Annotated in this window: 24 protein-coding genes and 1 riboswitch; of the genes, 13 read left to right on the top strand and 11 right to left on the bottom strand. The window is 71.4% G+C overall.

Features of this window, described 5'->3' with window-relative positions; genetic code table 11:
* Positions 1-94: 94 nt before the first annotated feature.
* From gcvP to ABD841_RS25295, 8 genes are all read right to left on the bottom strand, one after another.
* On the bottom strand, positions 95-2,950 hold the full coding sequence (gene gcvP, locus ABD841_RS25260; RefSeq protein ID WP_344976668.1) for an aminomethyl-transferring glycine dehydrogenase: 2,856 nt from the start codon (positions 2,948-2,950) through the stop codon (positions 95-97).
* A gap of 158 nt (positions 2,951-3,108) precedes the next feature.
* Positions 3,109-3,199, bottom strand: a riboswitch (glycine riboswitch).
* A gap of 14 nt (positions 3,200-3,213) precedes the next feature.
* Positions 3,214-3,828 (bottom strand): MerR family transcriptional regulator, encoded by a 615-nt coding sequence (locus ABD841_RS25265; protein WP_344976670.1) that lies wholly within the window; start codon positions 3,826-3,828, stop codon positions 3,214-3,216.
* A 144-nt stretch (positions 3,829-3,972) separates the two neighbouring features.
* Positions 3,973-4,443, bottom strand: a complete 471-nt coding sequence (locus tag ABD841_RS25270; protein WP_344976673.1) for a bifunctional nuclease family protein — start codon at positions 4,441-4,443, stop codon at positions 3,973-3,975.
* A gap of 79 nt (positions 4,444-4,522) precedes the next feature.
* Entirely contained in the window at positions 4,523-5,173 is a 651-nt protein-coding gene (gene ftsR, locus ABD841_RS25275) for a transcriptional regulator FtsR (protein WP_425582037.1), read from the bottom strand.
* Positions 5,174-5,199: 26 nt separating this feature from the next.
* Positions 5,200-5,715 (bottom strand): double zinc ribbon and FHA domain-containing protein, encoded by a 516-nt coding sequence (locus ABD841_RS25280; RefSeq protein WP_344976678.1) that lies wholly within the window; start codon positions 5,713-5,715, stop codon positions 5,200-5,202.
* Between the two features lie 319 nt (positions 5,716-6,034).
* Positions 6,035-8,536: a sugar phosphate nucleotidyltransferase gene (locus ABD841_RS25285; protein WP_344976681.1), complete on the bottom strand. Its 2,502-nt coding sequence runs from the start codon at positions 8,534-8,536 to the stop codon at positions 6,035-6,037.
* 3 nt (positions 8,537-8,539) lie between these two features.
* Positions 8,540-9,136 carry a cardiolipin synthase ClsA gene (gene clsA, locus ABD841_RS25290; RefSeq protein ID WP_344976684.1) on the bottom strand — a complete coding sequence of 199 codons (597 nt, stop codon included), beginning with the start codon at positions 9,134-9,136 and terminating at the stop codon, positions 8,540-8,542.
* A gap of 253 nt (positions 9,137-9,389) precedes the next feature.
* A complete protein-coding gene (locus tag ABD841_RS25295) occupies positions 9,390-9,836 on the bottom strand; it encodes a hypothetical protein (RefSeq protein WP_344976687.1) in 447 nt (148 codons plus the stop codon).
* Between the two features lie 274 nt (positions 9,837-10,110).
* Between ABD841_RS25295 and ABD841_RS25300 the strand changes: the two genes are divergently transcribed.
* Both ABD841_RS25300 and ABD841_RS25305 read left to right on the top strand, forming a co-directional pair.
* Positions 10,111-10,719 carry a class I SAM-dependent methyltransferase gene (locus ABD841_RS25300; RefSeq protein ID WP_344976689.1) on the top strand — a complete coding sequence of 203 codons (609 nt, stop codon included), beginning with the start codon at positions 10,111-10,113 and terminating at the stop codon, positions 10,717-10,719.
* A gap of 58 nt (positions 10,720-10,777) precedes the next feature.
* Positions 10,778-11,974, top strand: a complete 1,197-nt coding sequence (locus tag ABD841_RS25305; protein ID WP_344976692.1) for an acyl-CoA dehydrogenase family protein — start codon at positions 10,778-10,780, stop codon at positions 11,972-11,974.
* 46 nt (positions 11,975-12,020) lie between these two features.
* On the opposite strand, the gene ABD841_RS25310 is transcribed toward ABD841_RS25305, so the two are convergent.
* The gene (locus ABD841_RS25310) at positions 12,021-12,815 is read right to left on the bottom strand and encodes an enoyl-CoA hydratase/isomerase family protein (protein ID WP_344976695.1); all 795 of its coding nucleotides are present in this window, start codon (positions 12,813-12,815) and stop codon (positions 12,021-12,023) included.
* A gap of 11 nt (positions 12,816-12,826) precedes the next feature.
* Positions 12,827-13,513 (bottom strand): gamma-glutamyl-gamma-aminobutyrate hydrolase family protein, encoded by a 687-nt coding sequence (locus tag ABD841_RS25315; protein ID WP_344976697.1) that lies wholly within the window; start codon positions 13,511-13,513, stop codon positions 12,827-12,829.
* 467 nt (positions 13,514-13,980) lie between these two features.
* Here ABD841_RS25315 and ABD841_RS25320 point away from each other — a divergent pair, with 467 nt between their 5' ends.
* The 3 genes from ABD841_RS25320 (at position 13,981) to ABD841_RS25330 (ending at position 16,738) form a co-directional block, all read left to right on the top strand.
* Positions 13,981-15,096 carry a globin domain-containing protein gene (locus tag ABD841_RS25320; RefSeq protein ID WP_344976700.1) on the top strand — a complete coding sequence of 372 codons (1,116 nt, stop codon included), beginning with the start codon at positions 13,981-13,983 and terminating at the stop codon, positions 15,094-15,096.
* A gap of 219 nt (positions 15,097-15,315) precedes the next feature.
* Positions 15,316-15,624 carry a ubiquitin family protein gene (locus ABD841_RS25325; protein WP_344976703.1) on the top strand — a complete coding sequence of 103 codons (309 nt, stop codon included), beginning with the start codon at positions 15,316-15,318 and terminating at the stop codon, positions 15,622-15,624.
* A gap of 247 nt (positions 15,625-15,871) precedes the next feature.
* Positions 15,872-16,738, top strand: coding sequence for a sulfurtransferase (locus ABD841_RS25330; protein ID WP_344976706.1), 867 nt, complete (start codon positions 15,872-15,874; stop codon positions 16,736-16,738).
* Here the strand turns inward: ABD841_RS25330 and ABD841_RS40920 are convergent.
* Positions 16,656-16,940 (bottom strand): transposase, encoded by a 285-nt coding sequence (locus ABD841_RS40920; protein ID WP_425582038.1) that lies wholly within the window; start codon positions 16,938-16,940, stop codon positions 16,656-16,658. The genes ABD841_RS25330 and ABD841_RS40920 overlap by 83 nt on opposite strands.
* A 130-nt stretch (positions 16,941-17,070) precedes the next feature.
* On the opposite strand from ABD841_RS40920, the gene ABD841_RS25335 reads away from it, so the two are divergent.
* The 8 genes from ABD841_RS25335 (at position 17,071) to ABD841_RS25370 (ending at position 23,489) form a co-directional block, all read left to right on the top strand.
* Complete coding sequence (locus tag ABD841_RS25335; protein WP_344976709.1) at positions 17,071-18,297, top strand: MFS transporter; 1,227 nt, start codon at positions 17,071-17,073, stop codon at positions 18,295-18,297.
* A gap of 322 nt (positions 18,298-18,619) precedes the next feature.
* On the top strand, positions 18,620-19,153 hold the full coding sequence (locus tag ABD841_RS25340; RefSeq protein ID WP_344976712.1) for a PadR family transcriptional regulator: 534 nt from the start codon (positions 18,620-18,622) through the stop codon (positions 19,151-19,153).
* Positions 19,150-19,890, top strand: a complete 741-nt coding sequence (locus ABD841_RS25345) for an ABC transporter ATP-binding protein (RefSeq protein ID WP_344976715.1) — start codon at positions 19,150-19,152, stop codon at positions 19,888-19,890. Before ABD841_RS25340 ends, ABD841_RS25345 begins: the two co-directional genes overlap by 4 nt.
* 5 nt (positions 19,891-19,895) lie before the next feature.
* Positions 19,896-21,686, top strand: a complete 1,791-nt coding sequence (locus ABD841_RS25350; RefSeq protein WP_344976718.1) for an ABC transporter permease — start codon at positions 19,896-19,898, stop codon at positions 21,684-21,686.
* A gap of 108 nt (positions 21,687-21,794) precedes the next feature.
* Complete coding sequence (locus ABD841_RS25355) at positions 21,795-21,962, top strand: hypothetical protein (protein ID WP_344976721.1); 168 nt, start codon at positions 21,795-21,797, stop codon at positions 21,960-21,962.
* Positions 21,963-22,040: 78 nt separating this feature from the next.
* Complete coding sequence (locus ABD841_RS25360; RefSeq protein WP_344976724.1) at positions 22,041-22,166, top strand: hypothetical protein; 126 nt, start codon at positions 22,041-22,043, stop codon at positions 22,164-22,166.
* Between the two features lie 91 nt (positions 22,167-22,257).
* Positions 22,258-22,860: a hypothetical protein gene (locus tag ABD841_RS25365; protein ID WP_344976727.1), complete on the top strand. Its 603-nt coding sequence runs from the start codon at positions 22,258-22,260 to the stop codon at positions 22,858-22,860.
* A gap of 212 nt (positions 22,861-23,072) precedes the next feature.
* Complete coding sequence (locus tag ABD841_RS25370; protein ID WP_344976730.1) at positions 23,073-23,489, top strand: hypothetical protein; 417 nt, start codon at positions 23,073-23,075, stop codon at positions 23,487-23,489.
* Positions 23,490-23,595 lie beyond the last annotated feature (106 nt).

Raw genomic sequence — 23,595 nt, forward strand, 5'->3', positions numbered from 1 at the left:
TCCCGGGTGAGGAGACGCCCCGAGCCTAACGACTCGGGGCGTCACTCGTCCCTCCGCATGCCGGGCGGATCTGCGGCCGGTCCCCGCCGGGAGATCAGTCCTCGTAGGCGGCCAGGGGCGGGCAGGAGCACACCAGGTTGCGGTCGCCGTAGGCCTGGTCGATCCGGCGTACCGGCGACCAGTACTTGTTCTCGCGCAGGGAGCCCAGCGGGTAGGCGGCCTCCGCCCGGGTGTAGGGGTGGGCCCATTCGTCGGCGAGCAGGCAGTCGGCCGTGTGCGGGGCGTTGCGCAGCGGGTTGTCGGTCTTGTCGTACGCCCCGGAGGCGACCTTGTCGATCTCGCCGCGGATCGCGATCATGGCGTCGCAGAACCGGTCGAGCTCGGCCAGGTCCTCGCTCTCGGTCGGCTCGATCATCAGTGTGCCGGCCACCGGGAAGGACATCGTCGGGGCGTGGAAGCCGTAGTCGACGAGCCGCTTGGCCACGTCGTCGACGGTCACGCCGGTCTCCTTGGTGATCTGGCGCAGGTCGATGATGCACTCATGGGCCACCAGGCCGCCGCGGCCGGTGTACAGGACCGGGTAGTGGGGGCTGAGCCTGCGGGCCAGGTAGTTGGCCGAGAGGATGGCCTGCTCGGTGGCCGCGCGCAGGCCGTCGCCGCCCATCATGCGGATGTACGCCCAGGAGATGGGCAGGATGCCCGCCGAACCGTACGGCGCGGCGGAGACCGGGCCGACCGCCGAGCCGTCGCGCAGCGGGTGGCCGGGCAGGTAGTCGGCCAGGTGCGCGCGGACGGCGACCGGGCCGACGCCGGGACCGCCGCCGCCGTGCGGGATGCAGAAGGTCTTGTGCAGGTTGAGGTGGGAGACGTCCGCCCCGAACTCGCCCGGCTTGGCCAGGCCGACCAGCGCGTTGAGGTTGGCGCCGTCGACGTAGACCTGCCCGCCGGCCTCGTGGACCAGCTCGCAGACCCGGCCGATCGTCTCCTCGTACACGCCGTGCGTGGACGGGTAGGTCACCATGATCGCGGCGAGCCGGTCGCGATGCTTGTCGACCTTCGCGGTGAGGTCGGCGAGGTCCACGTTGCCGTCGTCGTCGCACGAGACCACGACGACGCGCATGCCCGCCATGACGGCGCTGGCGGCGTTGGTGCCGTGCGCGGAGGAGGGGATCAGGCACACGTCGCGGTCCTGCTCACCGCGCGCCCGGTGGTAGGCGCGGATGGCCAGCAGCCCGGCGAACTCGCCCTGCGACCCGGCGTTGGGCTGGATCGAGACGGCGTCGTACCCGGTGACCTGGGCCAGCCAGGACTCCAGCTCCCCGACCAGCTCGAGGTAGCCGCGGGCCTGGTCCTCGGGCGCGTAGGGGTGGAGCCCGGCGAACTCCGGCCAGGTGATGGGCTCCATCTCGGTGGTGGCGTTGAGCTTCATGGTGCAGGAGCCCAGCGGGATCATCGACCGGTCGAGCGCGACGTCCTTGTCCTGGAGCTTGCGCAGGTAGCGCAGCATCGCGGTCTCGGAGCGGTGGCTGTGGAAGACCGGGTGGGTCAGGTAGTCGCTCACCCGCACCAGGTCGGACGGGAGCGCGTCGTGTGCGGCGGCGTCGAGGTCGGCCAGGACGGCGCCGCTGACCTCGAACGCGGCCAGGACCTCCTCCAGGTGGATGAGCTCGGTCTTCTCGTCGCAGGTGATGCCCACGTGGTCGGCGTCGACCAGGCGCAGGTTGATCCCGTTGTCCCGGGCCGTGGCGACGACCTGGGCGGCGCGCCCCGGCACCCTGGCGAGCACGGTGTCGAAGAAGGTGTCGTGCACGATCTCGACACCGCCCTGCCGCAGGCCCTCGGCGAGCACGACGGCGTGCCGGTGGGTGCGGCGGCCGATCCGGCGCAGGCCCTCGGGCCCGTGGTAGACGGCGTACATGCCCGCGATCACGGCGAGCAGCACCTGCGCGGTGCAGATGTTGCTGGTGGCCTTCTCCCGGCGGATGTGCTGCTCGCGGGTCTGCAGCGCGAGCCGGTAGGCGGGGCGCCCGTCGGCGTCCTGGGAGACGCCGACCAGCCGGCCGGGCATCTGGCGCTGGAGACCGTCGCGGACGGCCATGTAGGCCGCGTGGGGGCCGCCGAAGCCCAGCGGGACGCCGAAGCGCTGCGAGGAGCCGACCGCGATGTCGGCGCCGAGCTCGCCGGGCGCGGCGAGCAGGGTCAGGGCGAGCAGGTCGGCGGCGGCGACCACCTGGGCACCGCGGGCGTGGGCGGCGTCGGCGACGGCGCGGAAGTCGCGGATCCGGCCGCTGGCCCCGGGGTACTGCACGAGCACGCCGAAGCAGTCGGGAAGCTCCCCGGCGAAGTCGCTCTCGACCAGCTCGATGCCGAGCGGCTCGGCGCGGGTGCGCAGCACCGCCTTGGTCTGCGGCAGCGCGTCGGCGTCGACCACGAAGACGTTGGACGAGGTGCGGACGGCCCGGCGGGCCAGGGTCATGGCCTCGGCGGCGGCGGTGGCCTCGTCGAGTAGCGACGCGCCGGCGACGTCGAGCGCGGTGAGGTCGGAGACGACCGTCTGGAAATTGATCAGGGCCTCCAGGCGGCCCTGGGAGATCTCCGGCTGGTAGGGCGTGTACGCGGTGTACCAGCCCGGGTTCTCCAGCAGGTTGCGGCGGATGACGGCCGGAGTGATCGTGTCGTGGTAGCCCAGGCCGATCATCGAGGTGAGCACCGTGTTGCGCGAGGCGAGAACGCGCAGCTCGGCGATCGCCTGGGTCTCGCTCGCCGCGGGGGGCAGGTCCAGCGGCTCGGTGGCCCGGATCGCCTCCGGCACGGCCACCGCGACCAGGTCCGCGGTGGAGGCGAAGCCGACCGCCTCCAGCATGCGGGCCTGGCCCGCGTCGTCGGGCCCGATGTGGCGGCTGGCGAAAGGCGGCGGGGCGAGCTCGTCGAGCGGTGACAGGTCGGTCATGAAAAGCCTCCCGAGGCGGTGGAGACCGGCGCTGGGCGCGGACATATGGCCGGATCTCCCCCTCTGTCATCGCGACCTGAGAGTTTCACCTGCCCTGCCGGGAGGTTTTCACCGTCGGTGAGACGCGCCTGGCGAGCGCACCTGCTTTCCAGAGTTGCCTCGTCCGTGCGGTACGGGTGCCTGAGAGATTCCGGGGAGGTTGCTCCTTCGGCGCCCCGGTCATGCCGGGGTCTCTCCCGCGCAGAGTCAGTGGCGAGTTAACTTTACCCGGTTCGTCGTGCTCTGCGACGACGGGCCAGCTCATCGGCGTGGTCTCCTAAAGGGCTCGCCGGTTCCGCCCGCTCGCCTGGGATGTTCGCCAGGGAGCCCTCCACCTCCTGCCACACCCGGCCGAGGGCGATGCCGAAGACGCCCTGCCCGCCCTGGAGCAGGTCGATGACCTCGTCGGGGGAGGTGCACTCGTAGACGCTCACCCCGTCGCTCATCAGGGTGATCTCGGCGAGGTCGTTGACGCCGCGGTCACGCAGGTGCTGCACGGCGATGCGGATCTGCTGGAGGGAGACGCCGGTGTCGAGAAGCCGCTTGACGACTTTGAGCACCAGGATGTCGCGGAAGCCGTACAGGCGCTGGGAGCCGGAGCCGTGAGCGGCCCGGACGGTGGGCTCGACCAGGCCGGTGCGCGCCCAGTAGTCGAGTTGCCGATAGGTGATGCCGGCCGCGGCGCACGCCGTCGGGCCCCGGTAGCCGATGTCGGCGGGCACTTTCACCGGTCGCCCGTCGAACAGCAGACCCTCTTCACCCGCGCGCTGACGTGCCGACTGGCGCCGTTCCGGGTCATCCTGATCGGCGTTTCTACCCTCGCCGCTGCTGACCGCCACGCGGACCTCCGGCTTTCTCTCATCCCGCGGCCTGATCTGGGGGTTTACACACGGCCGCAGGTTTCACTTGCACCGTAGGACCGGTGCCAAGCCCAGTCAACGACCCCACCCGGCGCGTCGTGAAGCGTAAATGCACCGAAATTCCTACCCTGCGCGACCAAAGTCCTCAGGTGTGATGTTGTCAAGGAATGCCCTGAACTTCTCCACCTCGTCCTCTTGATCATCGGGAATGATCACCCCTGCTTCCCGGACCACCTCCTCGCTTGCGAAGATACGTGCGCCGGTGCGCAGCGCCAAGGCGATGGAGTCGGACGGACGCGCGCTGACCTCGACGCCGTTGGAGAAGACGAGGTCGGCGAAGAAGATCCCGTCACGCAACGCGACGATGTTGACCGTACTGAGGCGCACGCCCAGCCCGTCGAGCACGTCACGGAACAGGTCGTGGGTGAGCGGCCGGGGAGGCGGCTCCTCGGCCTGGGCCATGGCGATCGCCGTGGCCTCCGTCATGCCGATCCAGATCGGCAGGTAGCGCTCCCCATGCATCTCTTTGAGCAGGACGATCGGCTGGTTGGAGGGCATTTCAACTCGAACGCCCACGACCTCCATCTGCAACACGGGCTGCTCCGTCTTCGCTGGATTCCGACCGTTTTGTTCAACGTAACACTCGTGGGGGCATGAGTGCCTGGTCAGGTGCTCACCGACCCAGGACCCCACGGACGCCGGAACGCAGCAGGGAGGCGTGCAATTCCAGGAGCAGGCCGGAGATCTCGCGTGCCGTCTCGTCGGCCTGATCGATCGCGCCGGGCCCCCGGCGGCGGAGCAACGGGGCCACGGCCTGCTCCACCAGCCCGGCCTCGCGCTCGGCGGCGGCCTTGACCGCCCTCAGATGGCGGGCGCGCAGGCCGAAGGGGGCCAGGGCGCCGACGCTGCGGGCCACGGCCAGCGCCTCGGCGTCGTAGTGGCGGGCCACCGCGGCCAGCAACCCGTAGTCTTCGAGCTCGGCAAGGGTCTCCTCGTCGATCTCGGCGGCGGCCAGCAGCTCCTCACGGCTGAGGCGCACCTCGGGGGGCGGGTCGCTGGGAAGGGCCCGCGGCCGGTCAACCGGGCGCTGCTCACGGTCGGCCGCCTCCAGGCGGTCCTTGATCACGCGGAGCGGCAGGTAGCGGTCACGCTGCTCCCGCAGGATGTAGCGCAACCGCTCGACGTCGGCGTAGGTGAACTTGCGGTAGCCGGAGGGACTGCGCTCCGGCACGATCAAGCCCTCGCCCTCCAGGAAACGGATCTTGGAGATGCTGACGTCGGGGAACTCGCCCTGCAGGAGGGCGAGCACCTCCCCGATGCTCATGTGCGCACGGGCGGCCTGCGAGCTCATCATCCTCCCGCGGCGCCGCGGGTCAGGAAGACCAGACGGAACTTGCCGATCTGCACCTCGTCGCCGCCGTAGAGCGGGACCTCCTCGATGCGCTCACGGTTGACGTACGTGCCGTTGAGGCTGCCGACGTCGCGCACGGTGAACACCCCGCCGCCGCGCCGGTAGAACTCCACGTGACGGCGCGAGACCGTGATGTCGTCGAGGAAGATGTCACTGTCGGGATGACGGCCCACGGTGGTCAGGTCGCTGTCCAGCAGGAACCGGCTGCCCGCGTTCGGGCCGCGCATGGCGACCAGCAGCGCGGAGCCCGGAGGAAGCTGCTCAACGGCCTGCCGCTCGGCGAGAAGCGTCTCCCCGGTCTCCGCCTCATAGGCCTCGATACCGGAGAGGGAGATCGTCGAGGTGCTGTCTCCGGGTGTGTCGGCGAACCTGGTCAGCGGCGACCCGCATCGGGAACAGAAACGGGCATCCTCAGGGTTGGCATGACCGCACTGCGTGCAGTAGACGCTCGGCATCGATCGGCTCGGCCTCCTACCGCGAAGACGCGGCAACGGTGCTTAGTGATGCGCGCGCCTCGCTTCTTCGCTTCTCAAGGGATTATCTCAGACTGCGAATGCCGCAACTTACAGCGATGAGACGCGAAGGTCAAGGCTGACGCTCAACCACGGGTACGGTCGCTGACAAAGTTACAGGGGGGCGGCGTCCCCGGTCCATGGTGCCGCGCGGTGTTCCCGACATCGGCAGGGCCCCGGCGCGGTCGCCCGGGACCGGCCCGGGACCCCGGCGCGGCCGCCCGGGACCCCGGCGCGGCCGCCCGGGTCGTGGAGGAGGCCGTCAGCCACCGGCGGCCTCCTCCACGACCCGCGCCCAGTGTTCGATCAGGGCCTGCGCCGAGTCCACGTCGGCCCCCTCGGCCCACAGGTGGGTGACGGCCTCGGCCGGGTCGGGCAGCACCAGGGCCCAGCCGCCGTCCTCGGCGACGACCCGGACACCGTCGGTGGTGTCGATGCGGTGGTGCTCGGCCGCCTCGATGACCGAGCGCATCACCGCGCCCTTGGCCGCCCAGGGCGTCGGCACGGTGCGGCGCAGGAGCTTGGCCTCGGGGATCCTGGCGTCGATCTGGCTGAGCGACAGGCGGGTCCTGGCCACCAGGCCCAGCAGGCGGAGGAAGACCGCCAGGCCGTCCACCGTGGGCCCGAACTCGGGCACGATGAAACCGCCGCGCCCGTCGGCCGCGAATATCATGTCGTGCCCCCGCGCCGCGGCGGTGAGCGCGTCGATCCCGGTGGAGGTCCACTCCGCGTGCACGCCGTGGAACCTGCAGACCTGCTCGGCCACCCGCGTGGTCGTGACCGGCAGCGCCACCCGCCCGCCCTGGCGCTCGGCCGCGACCAGGTCCAGCACCACCAGCAGGGCGCGCTCCTCGCTGATCAGCTGACCCATCTCGTCCACCAGGGCGACCCGCTCCCCCACCGGGTCGAAGCGGACCCCGAAGGCCGCCCTCGAGGAGCTGACGAGCTCCGACAGACGCTGCAGGTCACGGCGGCGCTCGGCGAGGGTCTCGGTGGGCGAGGCGTCGTCCAGGCGGTTGTTGACGGTGAGCACGTCCACCCCCACCCGGCCCAGGAGGCTGGGCAGCACCAGTGAGGAGGTGCCGCCGGCGCAGTCGACGACGACCTTCATGTCGGCGTCGCGGACCCCGCTGATGTCGACCAGGCGCAGCAGCTCGCGCGTGTAGTCCTCCACCGCCCTGGCGGGGAAGCTGAGCTCGGCGATCTCGCCGGGGAAGGCGCGGCGGAACTCCTGCCGGGAGAAGACCCGGTCGAGCTTGCGCTGGGCCGGCGGGGAGAGGTCGGCGCCGTGCTCGTCCATGAAGACGATGTCGACGCTCTGCGGGTCGCCGGGGGTGGTGCGCAGCGCGATGCCGCCGACGGCGTTCTCCCGGGCGGTGTGGAAGCGGGCCACGGGCAGCGGGGAGGCCTCCAGATCGATCACGTTGATGGCGCTGGCGTTCAGCGCGCTGATCACGGCACGTTTCAGCGCCCGCGCGGCCCGGGAGGAGTCGCGGGAGGTGATGACCGAGGTGCCCTTCTTGAGGGTGGTGGCGTAGGCGCTGGCCAGCCGCACGCACAGCTCGGGGGTGATCTCCACGTTGACCAGGCCGCTGACCCCGCGGGGGCCGAAGAGGCTGCGCTGGGCGCGGGGCTCCCAGATGACGCTGGTGTTGATCACCGCGCCGGCCTCGATGGTCTTGAACGGGTATATCTTGACGCCGGAGGAGATGTACGCCTCCGCCTCGATGATGCACTCGTCACCGACGACGGCGCCCTCCTCGACCCTGGCGGCGGTCATCAGGTCGGTGTTCTTGCCGATCACGCAGCCGCGCAGGTGGGCGCCGGGGCCGACGTAGACGTTGTCGTGGACGACCGCGCGGTGCAGGAAGGCGCCCTCCCTGACCACCGCGTTGCTGCCCAGCACGGTGTACTCACGCAGTTCGGCCCCGGCCTCGACCTTGGCGTAGTCGCCGATGTAGAGGGGGCCCTTCAGGACGGCGTCGGGGTCGAGCGAGGCGCCTTCGGCCACCCAGATGCCGGGCGAGAGCTCGAAGGCGTCGACGTCGATCTTGACTCGGCCGGACAGCACGTCGGCCTGGGCCTTGAGGTAGCTCTCGTGGGTGCCGACGTCCTCCCAGTAGCCGTCGGCCACGTAACCGTACAGGGGGGCGCCGCGCTCCAGCAGCCGGGGGAAGACGTCACCCGACCAGTCGACGGACTCGCCGGTGGCGATCTCGTCGAGAACCTCGGGCTCCATCACGTAGATGCCGGTGTTGACGGTGTCGGAGAAGACCTGGCCCCAGGTGGGCTTCTCCAGGAAGCGCTCCACCCGGCCGTGGTCGTCGACGATGACGATGCCGAACTCCAGCGGGTTGGGCACCCGCTTGAGCCCGATGGTGACCATCGCCTCGTTCTCGCGGTGGAAGCGGATCATGTCGGTCAGGTCGATGTCGGTCAGCGCGTCGCCGGAGATGACCAGGAAACGGTCGTCGCGGAGCTTGTCGGCGGCGTTCTTGACGCTGCCCGCGGTGCCGAGGGGCGTGTCCTCGGTGGCGTAGTGGAGGCTCATGCCGAGTTCGTCGCCGTCGCCGAAGTAGTTGCGCACCAGGGCGGCCAGGAACTGCACGGTGACCACGGTCTCGGTGAAGCCGTGCCGCTTCAGCAGGCGCAGCACGTGCTCCATGATCGGCCGGTTGATCACAGGTAGGAGAGGCTTGGGCTGGTTCGCGGTCATCGGCCGGAGCCGTGTCCCCTCCCCGCCCGCCATCACGACGGCCTTCACAGATCACCTCTTCAGGCGTTTTGCCCCGCTTACGAGCTGACGCACCTGTACCCAATACAGCACCCCGGACCACCAGTACAGGCCGGTCCCCCAGATGGCGAGCGACCAGCCGACGATCCGGGCCGGGTCGGCGTACCAGGCGTCGTGGTGGGCGAGGAAGAGCAGGGGAAAGGCGTAGAGCAGGTTGGCGGTGGCGGCCTTGCCGAGGAAGTGCACGGGCAGGGCCGGGCCGTATCCGAGACGGCGCAGGATGACGGGGATGCCCAGCAGCATCACGTCGCGCAGCGGGACGGCCAGTGCCAGCCACCAAGGGATGATCTCGCGCATGGCGAGGCCGAAGAGGGTGGCCAGGATGTAGAGGCGGTCGGCCAGCGGATCCAGCAGGCGGCCGAGCCTGCTCGTCTGGTTCCACGCACGGGCGATCTTGCCGTCGAGCCAGTCGGAGAACCCCGCCAGCATCAGCAGCGCGACGGCCCAGCCGTCGGCCTTCGGCCCCAGCACCAGCCACAGGAAGACCGGTACGCCCAGGAGCCTGGCCAGGCTCAACGCGTTGGGAACCGTCCAGATGCGGTGCTCGGCTGCCGATGCTTCCGGATTCACCGGTGTGTCTCCCTCCCCGTGTCTGATGCCGACCCTACCTGCGTGGGACGGCGGTGAGCCGTACCGCGCCCCGGGAATCCCCCGGTTCCGGAAGTCTCCGAGAGGGGGAGCAGCGGGAAAGAGAGCGGCGCCACCGCGTGACCACGATGGCGCCTGAAGGCCGACGAACCGCGCAGGGTCCGGCGTCCCCCGTTCGCGGGCGACCACGCCGCCGCTTCCCCGCCCGAAGGCCGTGCGGCGGGCGCCCGCGGGCTCAGGAGCGGCGCACGGCGGCGCCGGGTGACCAGGCCCAGACGACGAGCACGGCCACGGTCAGCCCGAGCAGGGCCAGGCCGCCGGGCCCGTGGGTGCCGGGCACCTCCCGGCTGATGTGCCGGCCCAGGCCGATCAGGAACAGGCCGACGCTGACCAGGGCGGGCCAGCCGGCACCGCGTCCGGGCCGCCAGACCAGCACGGCCGCGACGATCTGCAGCAGTGCGATGAGGTGCACCACCATCCCGGCCATGACGTGGGTCTCGGCCGGCCCTCCCCCGCCCTGAACGACCTGACCTGCGTGCGGGAGGACGGCCCGGCCGGCGAACGCGGCGGCGACGACGAGGCCGGCGGCATGGGCGACGACCAGGATGCGCAGGCCGTACAGCAGGCCCGCCGGGACGGGACGGCCCCGCACCGCGTGCGTCGGGGGGACGACCTCCTGCATGAGACGTGTCCTTCCTCCGGTGGCGGGTGACGGGGTCGGGACACATCGTGGTCGCAGGGCACGCACCGGGTCGTCAGCCTCCGGGGTGACCTCCCGCTCCGCCGCGTGGCGGATTCCGCACCGGGCGGAAGCCCGCGTCGACCGGGCCCGTGCGGTGCGCGACCACCGCCGCCCGGGTCCGGAGCCGCCCGGCGCCCGGTCCTCCCCGAGGAGGGCGCCGTCTCCTCCTATCGGATGGGCCGCCGGGCCCCGCGAACCCTCTACTCTTCACTTCATGACCAATGACACCACGCTCTTCCTGGGACAGTGGATCCGTTCCCCGGGAACCGTCGGAGCGGTGGCGCCAAGTTCACGGCGGCTCGCCCAGGCGGCGGCCTCGCCGGTCCCCCACCGGGGCGATCCGGTGGTCGTCGAGCTCGGCCCCGGCACGGGCGCGTTCACGGCGGAGATCCAGCGCAGGCTGGGCGGCCGGGGGCACCATATGGCCGTCGAGATCAACCCCAGGCTGGCCGAGTTCCTCGCGGCGCGGAACCCGGGGGTGGACGTGGTGGTCGACGACGCGGCACGGCTGCCGCAGTTGCTCCGGGAGCGTGGTTTCGAGCGGGCCGACGCCATCGTGAGCGGGCTTCCCTGGGCCGCGTTCTCCGCCGAGACGCAGGCACGCCTGCTCGACGCGGTCATCGCCATCATGGGCCCGCACACGGCCTTCACGACCTTCGCCTACAGTTTCGCCAAGCGCCTGCCGCCGGCGCAGCGCTTCAGGAAGCGCCTGATCGACACCTTCGAGGAGGTCGTCGCGGGCCGGACGGTGTGGGGCAACCTTCCCCCGGCGTTCGTGTACCACGTGCGCAGGCCGCGTGCGGAGGCCGTCACACGGACCTGATCACCGGAAGCCCTGGAGGCTGACCGAACTTCGTTCTACTATTGCGCACGCAACTGGAATGGAGTTGATCACCGTGGACTTCACCCTCCCGGAGAGCGCGCTCGCCGTCCAACGCGGCGTCGCCGACATCTGCGCGCGCTACGACCTGGACTACTGGCAGCGATGCGAGAGCGAGAAACGCTGGCCGGAGGAGGTGTGGGCGGAGCTGGCCAAGGGCGGGTGGCTCGGCCTGGCCGTGCCCGAGGAGTACGGCGGGGGCGGCCAGGGCCTGCTGGAGCTGGCCGTGGCCACCGAGACCCTGGCGGCGTCCGGCTCCGCCGGCGGCTCGGCGTTCACCTACGTGCTCACTCCCGGCTTCGGCGCCCTGACCCTGGCCAGGCACGGCAGCCCGTGGCAACGCGACGAGCTGCTGCCGAAGCTCGCCACCGGCGAGGTGGAGACCTGCTTCGCCCTGACGGAGCCCGACGCCGGGTCCAACGCCCTCGGCATCTCCACCTTCGCCCGCCGCGACGGCGGCGAGTTCGTCGTCAAGGGCCAGAAGATCTGGATCACCGGCGTGCAGCGCGCCACCTGGATGCTCCTGGTCACCCGGACCATCCCGGCCGCCGAGGCCACACCGCGCAGCAACGGCCTGACGGTCCTGCTGGTGAACGTCCCCGAGGCCGTCGCCGCCGGGCAGCTCTCCTTCCGGCCGATCCCGAAGATGGGCGCCAACACCACCCCGTCCAACATGGTCTTCATCGACGACCTGCGGGTCCCGGCGGCCAACGTGGTCGGCGAGGTCGACCAGGGCGCGCGGGTGCTGTGGGACATCCTCAACCCCGAGCGCATCCTGCTGGCCGCCTCCGCCCTCGGCGGCGCCGAGGTCGCGCTGCGGGTGGCCGTGCAGTACGCCAAGGAACGCGAGGTCTTCGGCCGCCCGATCGGGGCCAACCAGGCCATCGCCTTCCCTCTCGCCCAGGTCAAGGCCAAGATCGAGCTGGCCCGGCTGATGCTGTACAAGGCCGCGTGGCTGTTCGACCGGCAGGAGCCGTGCGGCACCGAGGCCAACATCGCCAAGCTGACCGCCTCCCAGGCCGCCTGGGAGGCGGCCGACCACGCCTTCCAGACGCACGGCGGGATGGCGTACTCGCTGGAGTACCCCGTGGCCCGCCTGCTGGCCGACGCCCGCATCGGCAAGGTCGCCCCGGTCACCGAGGAACTCCTGCTGAACTACCTCGCCACCCAGGTGCTCGGGCTTCCCAGGAGCTTCTGACCCGGGTGCCGGCGTGGGCGGGGCCCACGCCGGCACGGCCGGACGGTCAGCCGAAGCGGGGCGGGCGCTTCTCGCGGAGGGCGCGCACGCCCTCCGCGGCGTCCGGGCCGGTGAAGCCGAGGAACTCCATGGCCAGGGAGGCGTCGAAGGAGGGACCGGCGAGACGGAGCCAGTTGTTGAGGGAGTACTTGGTCAGGCGGATCGCCTCAGCCGAGCCGCCGGCCAGCCGGACGGCGATCTCCAGTGCCCTGTCGTGGACCAGCCCGTCGTCGACGCAGAGGCTGACCAGGCCCATCGCCTCGGCCTGCTCGCCGGTCACCGGCTCGCACAGCAGCAGGTGGTACTTGGCCTTGGCCAGGCCGCAGAGCAGCGGCCAGACGATCGCCGCGTGGTCGCCGGCCGCGACGCCGAGGCGGGTGTGACCGTCGATGATGCGCGCCGTGCGGCCCGCGACGGAGACGTCGGCGAGCAGGGCAACGGCGAGCCCGGCCCCCACCGCGGGCCCCTGGATGGCCGAGACGACCGGCTTGGAACAGTTGATCACGTTGTAGACGATGTCGCGGGCCTCGGTGAAGACGCGCATGCGCGCGGCGTGGTCGCGCGCCATCTCCTCGATCATCGACAGGTCCCCGCCCGCGGAGAACGCCTCGCCCTCGCCCCGGATGAGCACGGCGCGCACCCTGTCGTCGCGGTCGACCTCGCGCCAGATCTCGGCCAGCTCGCGGTGGCCGGCCATGTCGACGGCGTTGAGCCTGCGCGGCTCGCTGATCACGATCCGGAGCACCCCGTCGGCCGCCCAGTCGATCCTCAGCTTCTCGTACTTCCCGTACTCCCTCACCATGCGCCTCCTCCTCAGCGGGCCGCCTCGACGAGGGCCTCGACGAGACGGTTGTCCCCGGTGCGCTCAGGGTGCCACTGGACGCCGACGCCGAAACGGTGCCCCTGGAGCTCCACGCCCTCCACGATCTGGTCGTCGGCCCAGGCCACGGCGAGCAGGCCGGCGCCGAGCCGGTTGACGGCCTGGTGGTGCGGGGCGGTCACCTCGGCGTGGTCGCCCACCGCCTTGCCTAGCTTGCTGGACACGCTGATCTGCAGCAGGTGCGGGCGGCCCGGCGCGGAGTGCCGGTCGTGGTCGACGACGTCGGGAAGCCAGGGGATCAGGGTGCCGCCCTGGGCGACGTTCAGCACGTGCATGCCCCGGCCGACGGCGAGCAGCGGCAGATCGGCCTGGACGGCGGCGCGGGCGAGCGCCAGCTCGAAACGGTCGCGGTGCGGCTGGGGGTCACCGACGCGCTCGTCGCGGGCGGCGCCGTACAGGGACGGGTCGAGTTCGCTCCCGCCGGCCAGGACCAGGCCCGACAGGCCGCGGACGTAGCCGCCGATCCCGCCCGGGCCCAGCGGCGGCACGATCACCGGGAGGCCGCCCGCCTTCTCGACGGCCCGCGCGTAGGAGGGGGGTGACAGGACCGCCTCCCTGACCCACGTGCCCCAGCGCGCGGCCTCCAGGTAGGCGGTGATACCGATCAAGGGTCGGGACATGCGACCTCCAGGGCCGTGCGCACGGTGACACCGCCCGTTTGGGGCAGCACTCATCCCATCTCCAGCAGCATCCCTATCATGGCGCACCCGGTTTCCCCCATGTCACGCGTCGAGGTCTCGGTGTCGTCACGCCGGGACGGGGGCCGGCCGCCCGGCCGCCCGGACCGGCCACCTGACAGGGGAATTCATGATCGGTAAATGGGGCGACAATAAGAACGCGATTCTTGTTCGCCTATTCGTTCCGGAGAACCCGGAAGACCGTCACCCACAATAACATTTCAACTACACACAGTTTGATTTCGCACTATATTGCGGGGAAACGGTTGTGACGCCTACATGGTGATGGAAGACTCAAAATTGAGGGATCAGGTGAGCCGGGGCCCCTGTTCGCTCGTCACCCGGAACCGTCAGGGAGGTGGATCTGCATGACCGGACATTGATCCGGTCAATTAGGGTGGGTTCGTTCAATGTCATTGAATCCGCGTCTCGTCAAGGAAAGTTTCGCCCTCATCGAACCCGTCGCGGACAAGGCCGCGGCGTACTTCTACGGGCGCCTGTTCGCCGAGAACCCGCACCTGCGGGGGATGTTCCCACCGGCGATGGACGTCCAGCGCGACCGCCTGTTCGGCGCGCTGACCAGGATCGTCTGGAGCCTGGACAGCCCGGACGGCCTGGCGGCGTTCCTCGGCCAGCTCGGTCGCGACCACCGCAAGTACGGGGTGGTCGCCGAGCACTACACCGCGATCGGCAACGCGCTCCTGGCCACGGTCCGGCGCTTCGCCGCCGAGGTCTGGGACGCCGAGATAGAGGCCGCATGGGTGACCGCGTACACCGCCGCGGCCAACATCATGATCGAGTCGGCCGACGCCGACGCGGGGGTCTCGCCCGCGTGGTGGCTGGCGGAGGTGATCGGCCACGAGCGCCGCACGCCGGACATCGCGGTGATCACCCTCCGGCTCGACCGGGACCTGCCGTACCTGCCCGGCCAGTACGTCACCGTGCAGACGGCGCGCTGGCCCCGTGTCTGGCGCACCTTCTCCATCGCGAACGCGCCCCGCGGCGACAGGACCATCCGCCTGCACGTCCGCGCGGTCCCCGGCGGGTGGGTCTCCACCGCGCTGGTCGAGCACACCCGGATCGGCGACACCGTGATGCTCGGCCCCGCCCTCGGCACCATGACCCCGGCCGACTCCGGGCGCGACATCCTGTGCGTGGCGGGCGGCACCGGGCTGGCCCCGATCAAGGCCATCGTGGAGCACGTGATCGGCTCGGGCCTGCGCCCCGCCGTCCACCTGCTGTACGGCGCCCGCCGGGCCTGCGAGCTGTACGACCTGACCGACCTGATCCGCATGGAGTCGGCCTTCCCCTGGCTGCGGGTCCTGCCGGTCGTCTCCGAGCAGCCGGGCTACGACGGCGTGCGCGGCCGGCTCACCGAGGTCATGGAACGCCTCCGCTCGTGGGCCGGGCACGACGTCTACGTCTGCGGCCCGGCCGCGATGGTCGACGACGCGGTCCGCAGGCTCCAGCGGAACGGGGTCCCCCTGACGGACATCCGCCGGGACGTCGTGCACGGCGAACCCTGAGCGGCGTCCGGGGTCCGGCGCCCTGAGGCGATCGGGCAAATTCCCCAGAGCACGGCGGGACACGGCGTGGCGTGGCAGCATGAACCCCGATCCGAAAGGAGACGGTCATGCACGACGCCCCCCTCCGAGCCCGTGCCCCCCTCGCGACCGCCGTCCGCACGCGGGCACTCGCAGCCCCCGCCCCTCCCGGGGGCCCGCGCGCCAAGGCCCGGTGAGGCGATGGCCAGGCCCGTCACGCTTGTGACCTTCATGCTGCCCGCCACGCTGCGCCACTGGGCGGGCGAGACGACCGAGGTCCGCGTCTTCGCCGTCGCCGGCGAGGACGAGGGCCGCCCCACCCTGGGTGCCGCCCTCGACACCCTCCGCCGCACCCACCCGTCCCTGGAACAGCGGCTCCGCGACGACCGCGGCGGCATCCGCCGCCACATCAGCATGTTCGTCTGCGGCGAGAACGCCCGTTACCGCGGCGGTCTCGAATGCGCCCTGCCGCCGGGCGCGGAGGTCTACGTGCTGCCCGCCCTCGTCTAGGGTTCCGGTTCCGGCGTTCCGCGCCGCCCGCCGCGGGATCGCCGGGGCGCCGGCCACGTGCCGGACACGCCCCGTGCGGTGCGGCGGGAGCCCGGTCCCGGCTCACCGGCGTCCGGTGCCACGGGCAGGCGCACTCTCCGCCTCTCCGCCCGGGATCGACGCCGGGGAGGATGCCGCGTGGCTCTAACCTTTTGGGATCGGTACGGCCCGGCGTGCGAGCGGGGCCGCGGCCACCGGGAGGGTCACCGTGGAAAAACTGCTCGTCTCGTGTGATGAGCTGGCCGGATTGATCGGCGTGCCGTCGGTCCGGATCCTCGACACGCGCTGGCCCGTGGGCGACGGTCCGGCCGGCCGGGGCCTGTACCACCGCTCCCGGGTGCCCGGCGCCGCCTACCTCGGGTTCGACGCCACCCAGGCGCCCCGTCCGCAGCCGCCGGGCCGGGCCGCCGATCCCGGGGCGCTCGCCGCCGCGCTCGCCGGGCTCGGCGTCGACGCCGGCAGCACGGTGGTCGCCTACGACGACAACCACCAGTTCACCGCGGCACGGCTGGTATGGCTGATGCGGGCTCACGGCTTCGAGCGGGCGTTCCGCCTCGACGGCGGGTGGCCCGCCTGGTTGCGGTCGGGCGGCCCCGTGGAGACGGGGCCCGCCCGCACGGAGCCCGTCTCGCGGCGGCCGGTCGAGACCCGCCCGCCGCTCCTGGGCCGGGCCGGCCCCGCCGTCGCCGGCCTGGACGACGTGCTCGCGCACCAGGCGGCCGGCCTGCCCATCGTCGACTGCCGCCGCGACTCCAGCTGGGCGGAGGAGCCGCGGCTCATCCCGGGCGCGACGAGGCTCCCGATGCGCGTGCTCGTCGACTCCTCCGGGCTGCACCTCCCGCCCTCCCGGATCAGGGCGACCGCCGCCGCGGCCGGGATCGGCGCCGGTACGCCGGCCATCGCGTACTGCGGCGCGGCGATCTCCGCCCCTGCCGTGTGGCTCGCGCTGCGCTCGGCCGGCGTCACCGGGGTGCGGGTGTACGACGGCTCGATCACGGAATGGGTCGCCGGCGGCCGGCCCCTGGTGCCCGAGACGGCGCGCCGGCCATGGGGAACCGGAGCGGCCGGCGCGTGACGGCACCGCTCGCGGTCCCGGTCGGTGTGCACGACCACCCCGGCCACGCTCCCGCCCCGGACCGCGACCGCCATCTGGCCGGCGTTCCGGAGCCGGTCCCCGGGTCCCGGGCCACCTGCGCGATGGGCTTGCCGCTCTCCTCGACGATGCGGACCGCGCCCTCGCGGAAGTCAGGAGTGAACTTTTGTCGTGTCTCTGCCATCGCCTGTCCTCCTCATAGGCGACGCCCCAACGATACGAGGGGAAACCACCCCTGCCCCTCCTCACCACATAGCGTGGAGACGCGAAAACGCGTTGCCGTAGATGCTCGCAAAACGTATGGTTTTGCGCTCGTGATCACAGTGGTGGAGCGAGTTCTGCCTGCTCGGCTGGGGACGGGATTCCGGTGGTTGCTGGCCTCGAGCTGGCTGACGAATCTCGGTGATGGGGTCGCGGCCGCGGCGGGCCCGCTGCTGATCGCGACGTTGACTCGCGACCCGCTGATGATTTCGCTGTCGGCCCTGGTGGGCTGGGCGCCTCCGCTGCTGTTCAGCCTGTATGCGGGCGTGCTGTCGGACCGGTATGACCGGCGCAGGATCGTGCTCGTCGCGAACGCGGCGCGGGCCGTGGTGCTGGCGGCGCTCGTCGCGCTCACGGTGACCGGTACCGTGACCGTGACGACGGCGCTGGTGGCGCTCACGCTCCGGTCCATCGCCGAGGTTTTCGCCGACAACGCGACGGCCACGCTGACTCCCATGATGGTCGGCAAGGACGATCTCGTCGTCGCCAACGCCCGCTTGGGCACGGGGTTCATCACGCTCAATCAGCTCGCCGGGCCGCCGATCGGCGCGGCGCTGTTCGGCCTGGGCTTGACCTGGCCGTTCGCGGGCCAGCTGCTCCTGGTGGTGGCGGGGATCGTCCTGGTCTCCCGGATCACGTTGCCGCCGGACGGCCGGCAGGCCGACGATCTCACGCCCAACGCCGTACGGGAATTGACCGCCGGGTTCAGCTGGACCATCCAGCACGCGGCGGTCCGCACGCTGGCGCTCACAGTCCTGATCTTCAACTTCACGTTCGGCGCGGCCTGGTCGGTTCTCGTCCTCTACACCCAGGAGCAGCTCGGGCTCGGCGCCCTGGGCTTCGGTCTGATGACCACCATCGGCGGGATCGGCGGCTTGATCGGCACCGGCCTGTACGGGGCCATCACCCGCAGGGTGAGCCTCGGCGCCCTGATGCGGATCGGACTCATCATCGAAACTTTCACTCATCTGGGCTTGGCCCTGACCCGTTCGCCGTGGGTCGCCGGGGGCATCTTCCTGGCCTTCGGCGCGCACGCCTTCATATGGGGCACGACCTCGGTCACCGTCCGCCAGCGCGCGGTCCCGCGCGAACTGCAGGGCCGAGTGGGCAGCGTCAACACCGTCTGCGTCTACGCCGGTCTGGTGGTCGGCTCGTTGATCGGCGGTGTCCTGGCCACCCGCCTCGGTGTCGCAGCGCCCTTCTGGTTCGCCTTCGCCGGTTCCGCGGTGTTCGTGGTACTGCTGTGGCGGCAACTCATGCTCATCGCCCACGACGACTGAGATGTCCGGTGGGTGTGAACGCTCGATCTGGTCGGCGACACCGCGACTCCGCGCCTGACCGTGGTGTTCACCGGCGGCTTCGGCCCCATCGTGGAGGATGCCTCCATTGCCGTCGCGGCCGCGGCGCTGCGCCGTGGCCGCAACTTCCCGGCCTAGCGGGTTCACCGTCCTCGCCGGGACAGGTCCGTCGGCCCGCCCCCATTACCTCTGCCTTCCCTCCATCCCCCCGTTGACGGCGGGCCAGTCCAGGAGATCACCGGGTGTAGCGTTTTGACACCTCTATAGGTAACCGCTATCTATTAGCAAACCGTTAGGGGGTGACATGCAGGACGCGGTGCTGGCGATGCTCGCCAAGGAGCCGTCGCACGGATACCACTTGCACGCTCGGCTGCGGCACAGTCTTGGCCCGCTGGGCGAGTCGATGAACCGTGGCCAGATCTATGTGACGCTGGCCCGGTTGGAGCGAGCGGGGCTCGTCGTCGGTGAGCGGGCCGACGGCCTGCCCGAGCGGCCGGAACGCAAGGTTTACGCGCTGACGCCGGCCGGACAGCAGCGGGTGGCCGCCTGGCTGGCCGAGGTGGGCTGGCCGAAACCGGACCTGGCGGAGTTTCATCTCAAGCTCGCCGCGGCCGCCGCGGCCCGGCTGGCCGACCCGGTGGAGCTGGTGGCGGCGCAGCGCCGTGAGTTGCTGCGCCGCCTGCGTGAGGCGCAGCGGGCGGCGCTGGCCGAGCCGGCGGGGTCGGGCGCCGGCCTGCTGCTGGAAGGGGTCGTGCTGCGGTTGCAGGCGGACCTGCGCTGGCTGGATGCCTGTGAGCGGGCCTGGTCCAAGATCGATGACGAAGTTGAGGGTGGATGAACGTGTCAAGTGCCGCGGTCCGGGCCCGCGGCCTGGTGAAGACGCATGGTCAGGGGCAGAGCCGGGTCCGCGCGGTGGACGAGGTCGACCTGGAGGTTCCCGAGGGGCAGACGGTGGCCGTCATGGGACCCAGCGGCTGCGGCAAATCGACCCTGCTGCACCTGCTGGGCGGCCTGGAGCGGCCCACCGACGGAGAGGTGTGGGTGGCCGGGCGGCGCGTCGACACGCTGAGCGAGCGAGCTCTGGCGCGTATGCGGCGCCGGTCGGTGGGATTCGTCTTCCAGGCCTTCCATCTGGTGGAGGAGCTGTCGGCGGCCGAGAACGTGGAGCTGCCCGCGCTGCTGGCCGGGCGCTCGCGGCGCGAGGCCAGGCGGCGCGCGAGCCTGCTGCTGGAACGGGTCGGGCTCGCCGACCGTGCCCGGTATCTGCCGTCGCGGCTGTCGGGCGGGCAGCGTCAGCGGGTCGCCATCGCCCGTGCGCTGGCCAACGACCCGCTGGTCGTCCTGGCCGACGAGCCGACCGGCAACCTCGACACCGCGGCCACGCTCGATGTGCTGAGGATCTTCGAGGAGCTGCGTTCCGCGGGGCAGACCCTCGTGATCGTCACACATGACGAGCGGGTGGCGGCCACGGCGGATCGGCTGCTCTCGATGCGCGACGGGATGTTCGTCGACGACACCCGGCTGGCCGGCACCGGCACCGGGCGGCTCGGCGATCTGATCGGGCTGGAGGGCTGAACGTCATGGGCTTCATCGTGCTCATCGTCCGCCTGGTACTGGCTGACGTGCGCCGGCACAAAGTCCGGGCCGCGATGCTCCTGCTCGCGGTGACCGTGGCCACCGCCACGATGGCGCTGGGCCTGTCCCTGCGCGGCGTGAGCGACGCGCTGTACGAGCAGACCCGGGCGGCCACCGCCGGGCCCGACATGGTGGCGCTCTCCGGCGTGACGGACCCCGACGTGACCGCGGCCCTGGCCTCGCTGGCGGACGATCCCGAAGTGGTCGCCCACCATGGCCCCTATCGCATCGTCTACGCCGACCTCACCACGCGCGATTCCATCTCGTCCCCGGTGGTGGTGCAGGGCTTCGCCGAGACGCCCGGCGCGGTCAACCGGCCGCTGGTGACCTCGGGTCAGTGGTTACGCCCCGGCGGCACGGTCCTCGAACGTGGCTTCGCCACCGCGCTGGGCGTCGGCGTCGGCGACCACGTCACCATCGCCGGCCGGTCGTATCCCGTCGTCGGGATCGCCGTGACCGCGGCCACCTCCATCTACCCCTGGGCGGCGCAGGTCGGCCCGTACGGCGGCCCCAGCGACTACACCGGCCTGGCCTGGATGACCCGATCCGATGCCCGGACACTGGCGTCGTCCCAAGATCTCCCGGTGACCGTGGCGCTGGACCTCAAGCTGCGCGACCCCGCCGCCACCGAGGCCTTCCTGGACGCCCACCGCATCGCCACCCTCAGGGTGAACTTCCATACCTGGCAGTTCACGGCCAGGCAGGACATGGTCATCCTCAGGAACAGCCAGCCGATCCTGGTCGTCGGTAGCTGGCTGCTCAGTTTCCTGGCCATCACCGGAGTGGCGGCGCTGGCCGCGGGACGTGCCGCCGAGCAGACACGCCGGGCCGGGCTGCTCAAGGCCGTCGGCGCCACCCCGGGTCTGATCGTCACCGTCCTGCTCACCGAATACCTGGCGCTGGCGCTGGTCGGCGACGCGCTGGGGCTGGCGATCGCCCGCCTGACCGTGCCCGCCATCGCCAGCCCCACCGCCAGCCGGATCGGCGATGCCGCCGGGCCCGGCGGCGCCGCCGTCGCCGCGGCGACCGTCCTCGCCGTGGCGGTGGCGGTGCTGTCCACCCTGCGTCCCACGCTGCGGGCCATGCGTACGGCGACCGTCACGGCGCTGACCGCCACCGCGCACCAGCCCCGTCACCGACCCTGGCTCACCGCGCTGTCCGCGCTGCTGCCCACGCCGCTCCTGCTCGGACTGCGGCTGACCGCCCGCCGACCGGGCCGCGCCGTGCTGCAGGCGTGCTCCACCGCCACCACGGTGATCGCGATCGTCGCCCTGCTGACCCTCTACGCCCAGCCGGAGAGGGGCTACGGCCTGGATGGCTCCTCCGCCCTGCCCAACCTGCGGGGCGAGCACGACCGCCGGTTGATGCTCGCGGTCACCGTCCTGCTGATCGCACTCGCCGTCGTGAACACCCTCACGTTCACCTGGACCACTGCCATGGAGGCCCGGGCGAACATGGCCATCGCACGTACGCTCGGCGCCACCCCGGGACAGATCTCCGCGGGGCTGTCCATCGCCCAGCTCCTGCCTGCGCTGCCCGGAGCCGTCGTCGGCGCCCCGCTGGGCGTCGGCCTGCTCTCGCTCTTCGCCGCCAGGAATTCGGTAGCCTCCCCCTCCTCCTGGCTGCTCGGCGCCGCACTCGCGACTCTGCTGGCGACGGCGGCACTCACCGCCCTGCCCGCACGCCTGGCGGCCCGCCGACCCGTGGCGCAGACCCTCAGCGCCGAAACAGCGTGACCGGCCCCGCCCAGCAGGCGCCGGCAGCGGCGGCGCTCAGCGGACCGAGGCCCGCTGTGCCGGCCCTCCTCACCGGAAGCAGTGTCGGGAGTGGCGGCATAGGGGTCGGTGCTCATCAAAGTTCCGCTGTCGGTGGTGTGGCCCGCTGACGGCAGGGCCGATCGGCAGACGACGGCGTACGGCATCGGGGCACTGCTGCACCTGGGCGACGGCGGCCAGGACGCCGTCGCCGAACGTCGCGATCCCTCCAGCGGCGCTCCATCGCGCCTCGGCTGAGGGGTCGCGCAGGGGACACGGGCCGCGGGCGACCAAGGGCTGCTCCAGGGCGGCGAGCCACCCGGCGAACTGTCCGGTGTGCTCGCGCAACGCGGCGACCTCGTGCCGGGCGGCCTCGGCGCGGTCGCGGACGCCGCGGCGGCCGTCGTCTCCGCCGCCCTGCACCGCAGGCCGCCGATCCTCACCCGCAACCCGCACCCCTGAGAACTCTGACCGACGACGTAGAAGACGCAGAAATCGACCTCATTCCTTAATCTGGGAGGATGGCTGATCGTCTTCTCGTCTGGAGAGATTCGTGCCCGTAACCTTCACCGTTTACGTCGATCCGTATGGCGACATACCGTTCGACCACGTTGTCTTCGCCTACCGGCACGACGACGGCGTCGAGGCTTGGCATTTCGATCCGGACAGCCCCGAGCCCCTCGACAGCTTCGAGCACCACTGCGTGTCCACTCAGTACGACGAGGGGACATGGGGGAAGGAAGTGCGGCCGGTCGATCCCGCACTGCTGCCGGACCTGGACGTGAGGGCGGTGTGGGAGGAGGACGGTCGACTGCTGGTGTTGCAGCACCCGCCGCACAACTATCTTCACCCCGTCACGTACTACATCGGGGTGTCGACGCCGTTCGAGCAACTCGCCGAGGAGTTGGCCCCGCAGATCCGTCGTGCTTTCGGTCCCCGCGTCGACCCTGCGAAATGGCTGTGGGATTTCATCAACGGCGAATTGGCCGTCTACGGCGAATGGCCGGCACTCGCCTCGTGGAGGAGCCCCTTCGAGCCTGACAAACCGCTGGGATACCTGGTGACGGAGACCGCCGAGGATGTCATCCGGCGGTACTTCGATCCTGGTTGGGAGCAGGCGCTCGAGGAGGAGTATCACATCTACTCGACTTTCTGACCCCAACCTGGGTCAGGACAGCGGACGACGAATTCACTGCGAACCGTGCGACCGGTCAGCGGGGTGACGCCATCCCGCCGATTTACCTTCGGACCGGGCTTTCGCGGGTTCGTCGGATACGCACAGGCGAGGAAGCCGTCCATGACACGACGGATCCGGACAGCCGGTGAAGCGAGCCCGGGCTTTTCCGAGCCGTTCCGGGGCTCGCGCACATGGTCTCCGAGCACTGGCGGCAGCGCGTCGGCCTTCTGCCCCGGCAGGTCGCCTTTGCCGATGGCGTGCCCACCGCCTGCACGCTCGCGCGGTGGCACGACGAGGTGGTAGGCGATACCACCGTGGCGATCGCGCTGCGCCCGGGGCAGGAGTCCGAGGTCGACCGGGGCACGGTGGCTGACGCCGAGCGCGACTGGGTGGCGCACGCGACCCCGCCGTGGATCGTGCCGGGTTTCTCGGGGGAGGGGTTTTGCGACCCCAGCGGCGCGTTTTCGAGCGCAGAGCCCCCTGGCTGCCGGTCGGCACCCGCCCCGGTTCGCATGAGCTTGGTGCAGGCGACGGTGGCCGGCTTCGCCGGCCCGGCGCGCCCACCGGCACGCTGTTCGCCGCCTTGGATGCGGCCTCGGGCAAGGTGATCGGCTCCCCGCACCGCCGGCACCGGGCGGCGGAGCACCGGTAGAGGCCGGCTTTGGAGAGTGGCTGTAGACCGCTAGGACAGGTCCGGCCCCATGATCGGCCATG

Source organism: Streptosporangium fragile (assembly GCF_039534445.1).
Taxonomy (GTDB): domain Bacteria; phylum Actinomycetota; class Actinomycetes; order Streptosporangiales; family Streptosporangiaceae; genus Streptosporangium; species Streptosporangium fragile.

Coding starts and splice junctions, on each gene's coding strand:
- gcvP (WP_344976668.1), bottom strand. CDS start 2,950: ATGACCGACCTGTCACCGCTCGACGAGCTCGCCCCGCCGCCTTTCGCC.
- ftsR (WP_425582037.1), bottom strand. CDS start 5,173: ATGAGCATCGGGGAGGTGCTCGCCCTCCTGCAGGGCGAGTTCCCCGAC.
- ABD841_RS25280 (WP_344976678.1), bottom strand. CDS start 5,715: ATGCCGAGCGTCTACTGCACGCAGTGCGGTCATGCCAACCCTGAGGAT.
- ABD841_RS25295 (WP_344976687.1), bottom strand. CDS start 9,836: ATGCAGGAGGTCGTCCCCCCGACGCACGCGGTGCGGGGCCGTCCCGTC.
- ABD841_RS25300 (WP_344976689.1), top strand. CDS start 10,111: ATGACCAATGACACCACGCTCTTCCTGGGACAGTGGATCCGTTCCCCG.
- ABD841_RS25305 (WP_344976692.1), top strand. CDS start 10,778: ATGGAGTTGATCACCGTGGACTTCACCCTCCCGGAGAGCGCGCTCGCC.
- ABD841_RS25310 (WP_344976695.1), bottom strand. CDS start 12,815: ATGGTGAGGGAGTACGGGAAGTACGAGAAGCTGAGGATCGACTGGGCG.
- ABD841_RS25315 (WP_344976697.1), bottom strand. CDS start 13,513: ATGTCCCGACCCTTGATCGGTATCACCGCCTACCTGGAGGCCGCGCGC.
- ABD841_RS25320 (WP_344976700.1), top strand. CDS start 13,981: ATGTCATTGAATCCGCGTCTCGTCAAGGAAAGTTTCGCCCTCATCGAA.
- ABD841_RS25325 (WP_344976703.1), top strand. CDS start 15,316: ATGGCCAGGCCCGTCACGCTTGTGACCTTCATGCTGCCCGCCACGCTG.
- ABD841_RS40920 (WP_425582038.1), bottom strand. CDS start 16,940: ATGGCAGAGACACGACAAAAGTTCACTCCTGACTTCCGCGAGGGCGCG.
- ABD841_RS25340 (WP_344976712.1), top strand. CDS start 18,620: ATGCAGGACGCGGTGCTGGCGATGCTCGCCAAGGAGCCGTCGCACGGA.
- ABD841_RS25345 (WP_344976715.1), top strand. CDS start 19,150: ATGAACGTGTCAAGTGCCGCGGTCCGGGCCCGCGGCCTGGTGAAGACG.
- ABD841_RS25350 (WP_344976718.1), top strand. CDS start 19,896: ATGGGCTTCATCGTGCTCATCGTCCGCCTGGTACTGGCTGACGTGCGC.
- ABD841_RS25370 (WP_344976730.1), top strand. CDS start 23,073: ATGGTCTCCGAGCACTGGCGGCAGCGCGTCGGCCTTCTGCCCCGGCAG.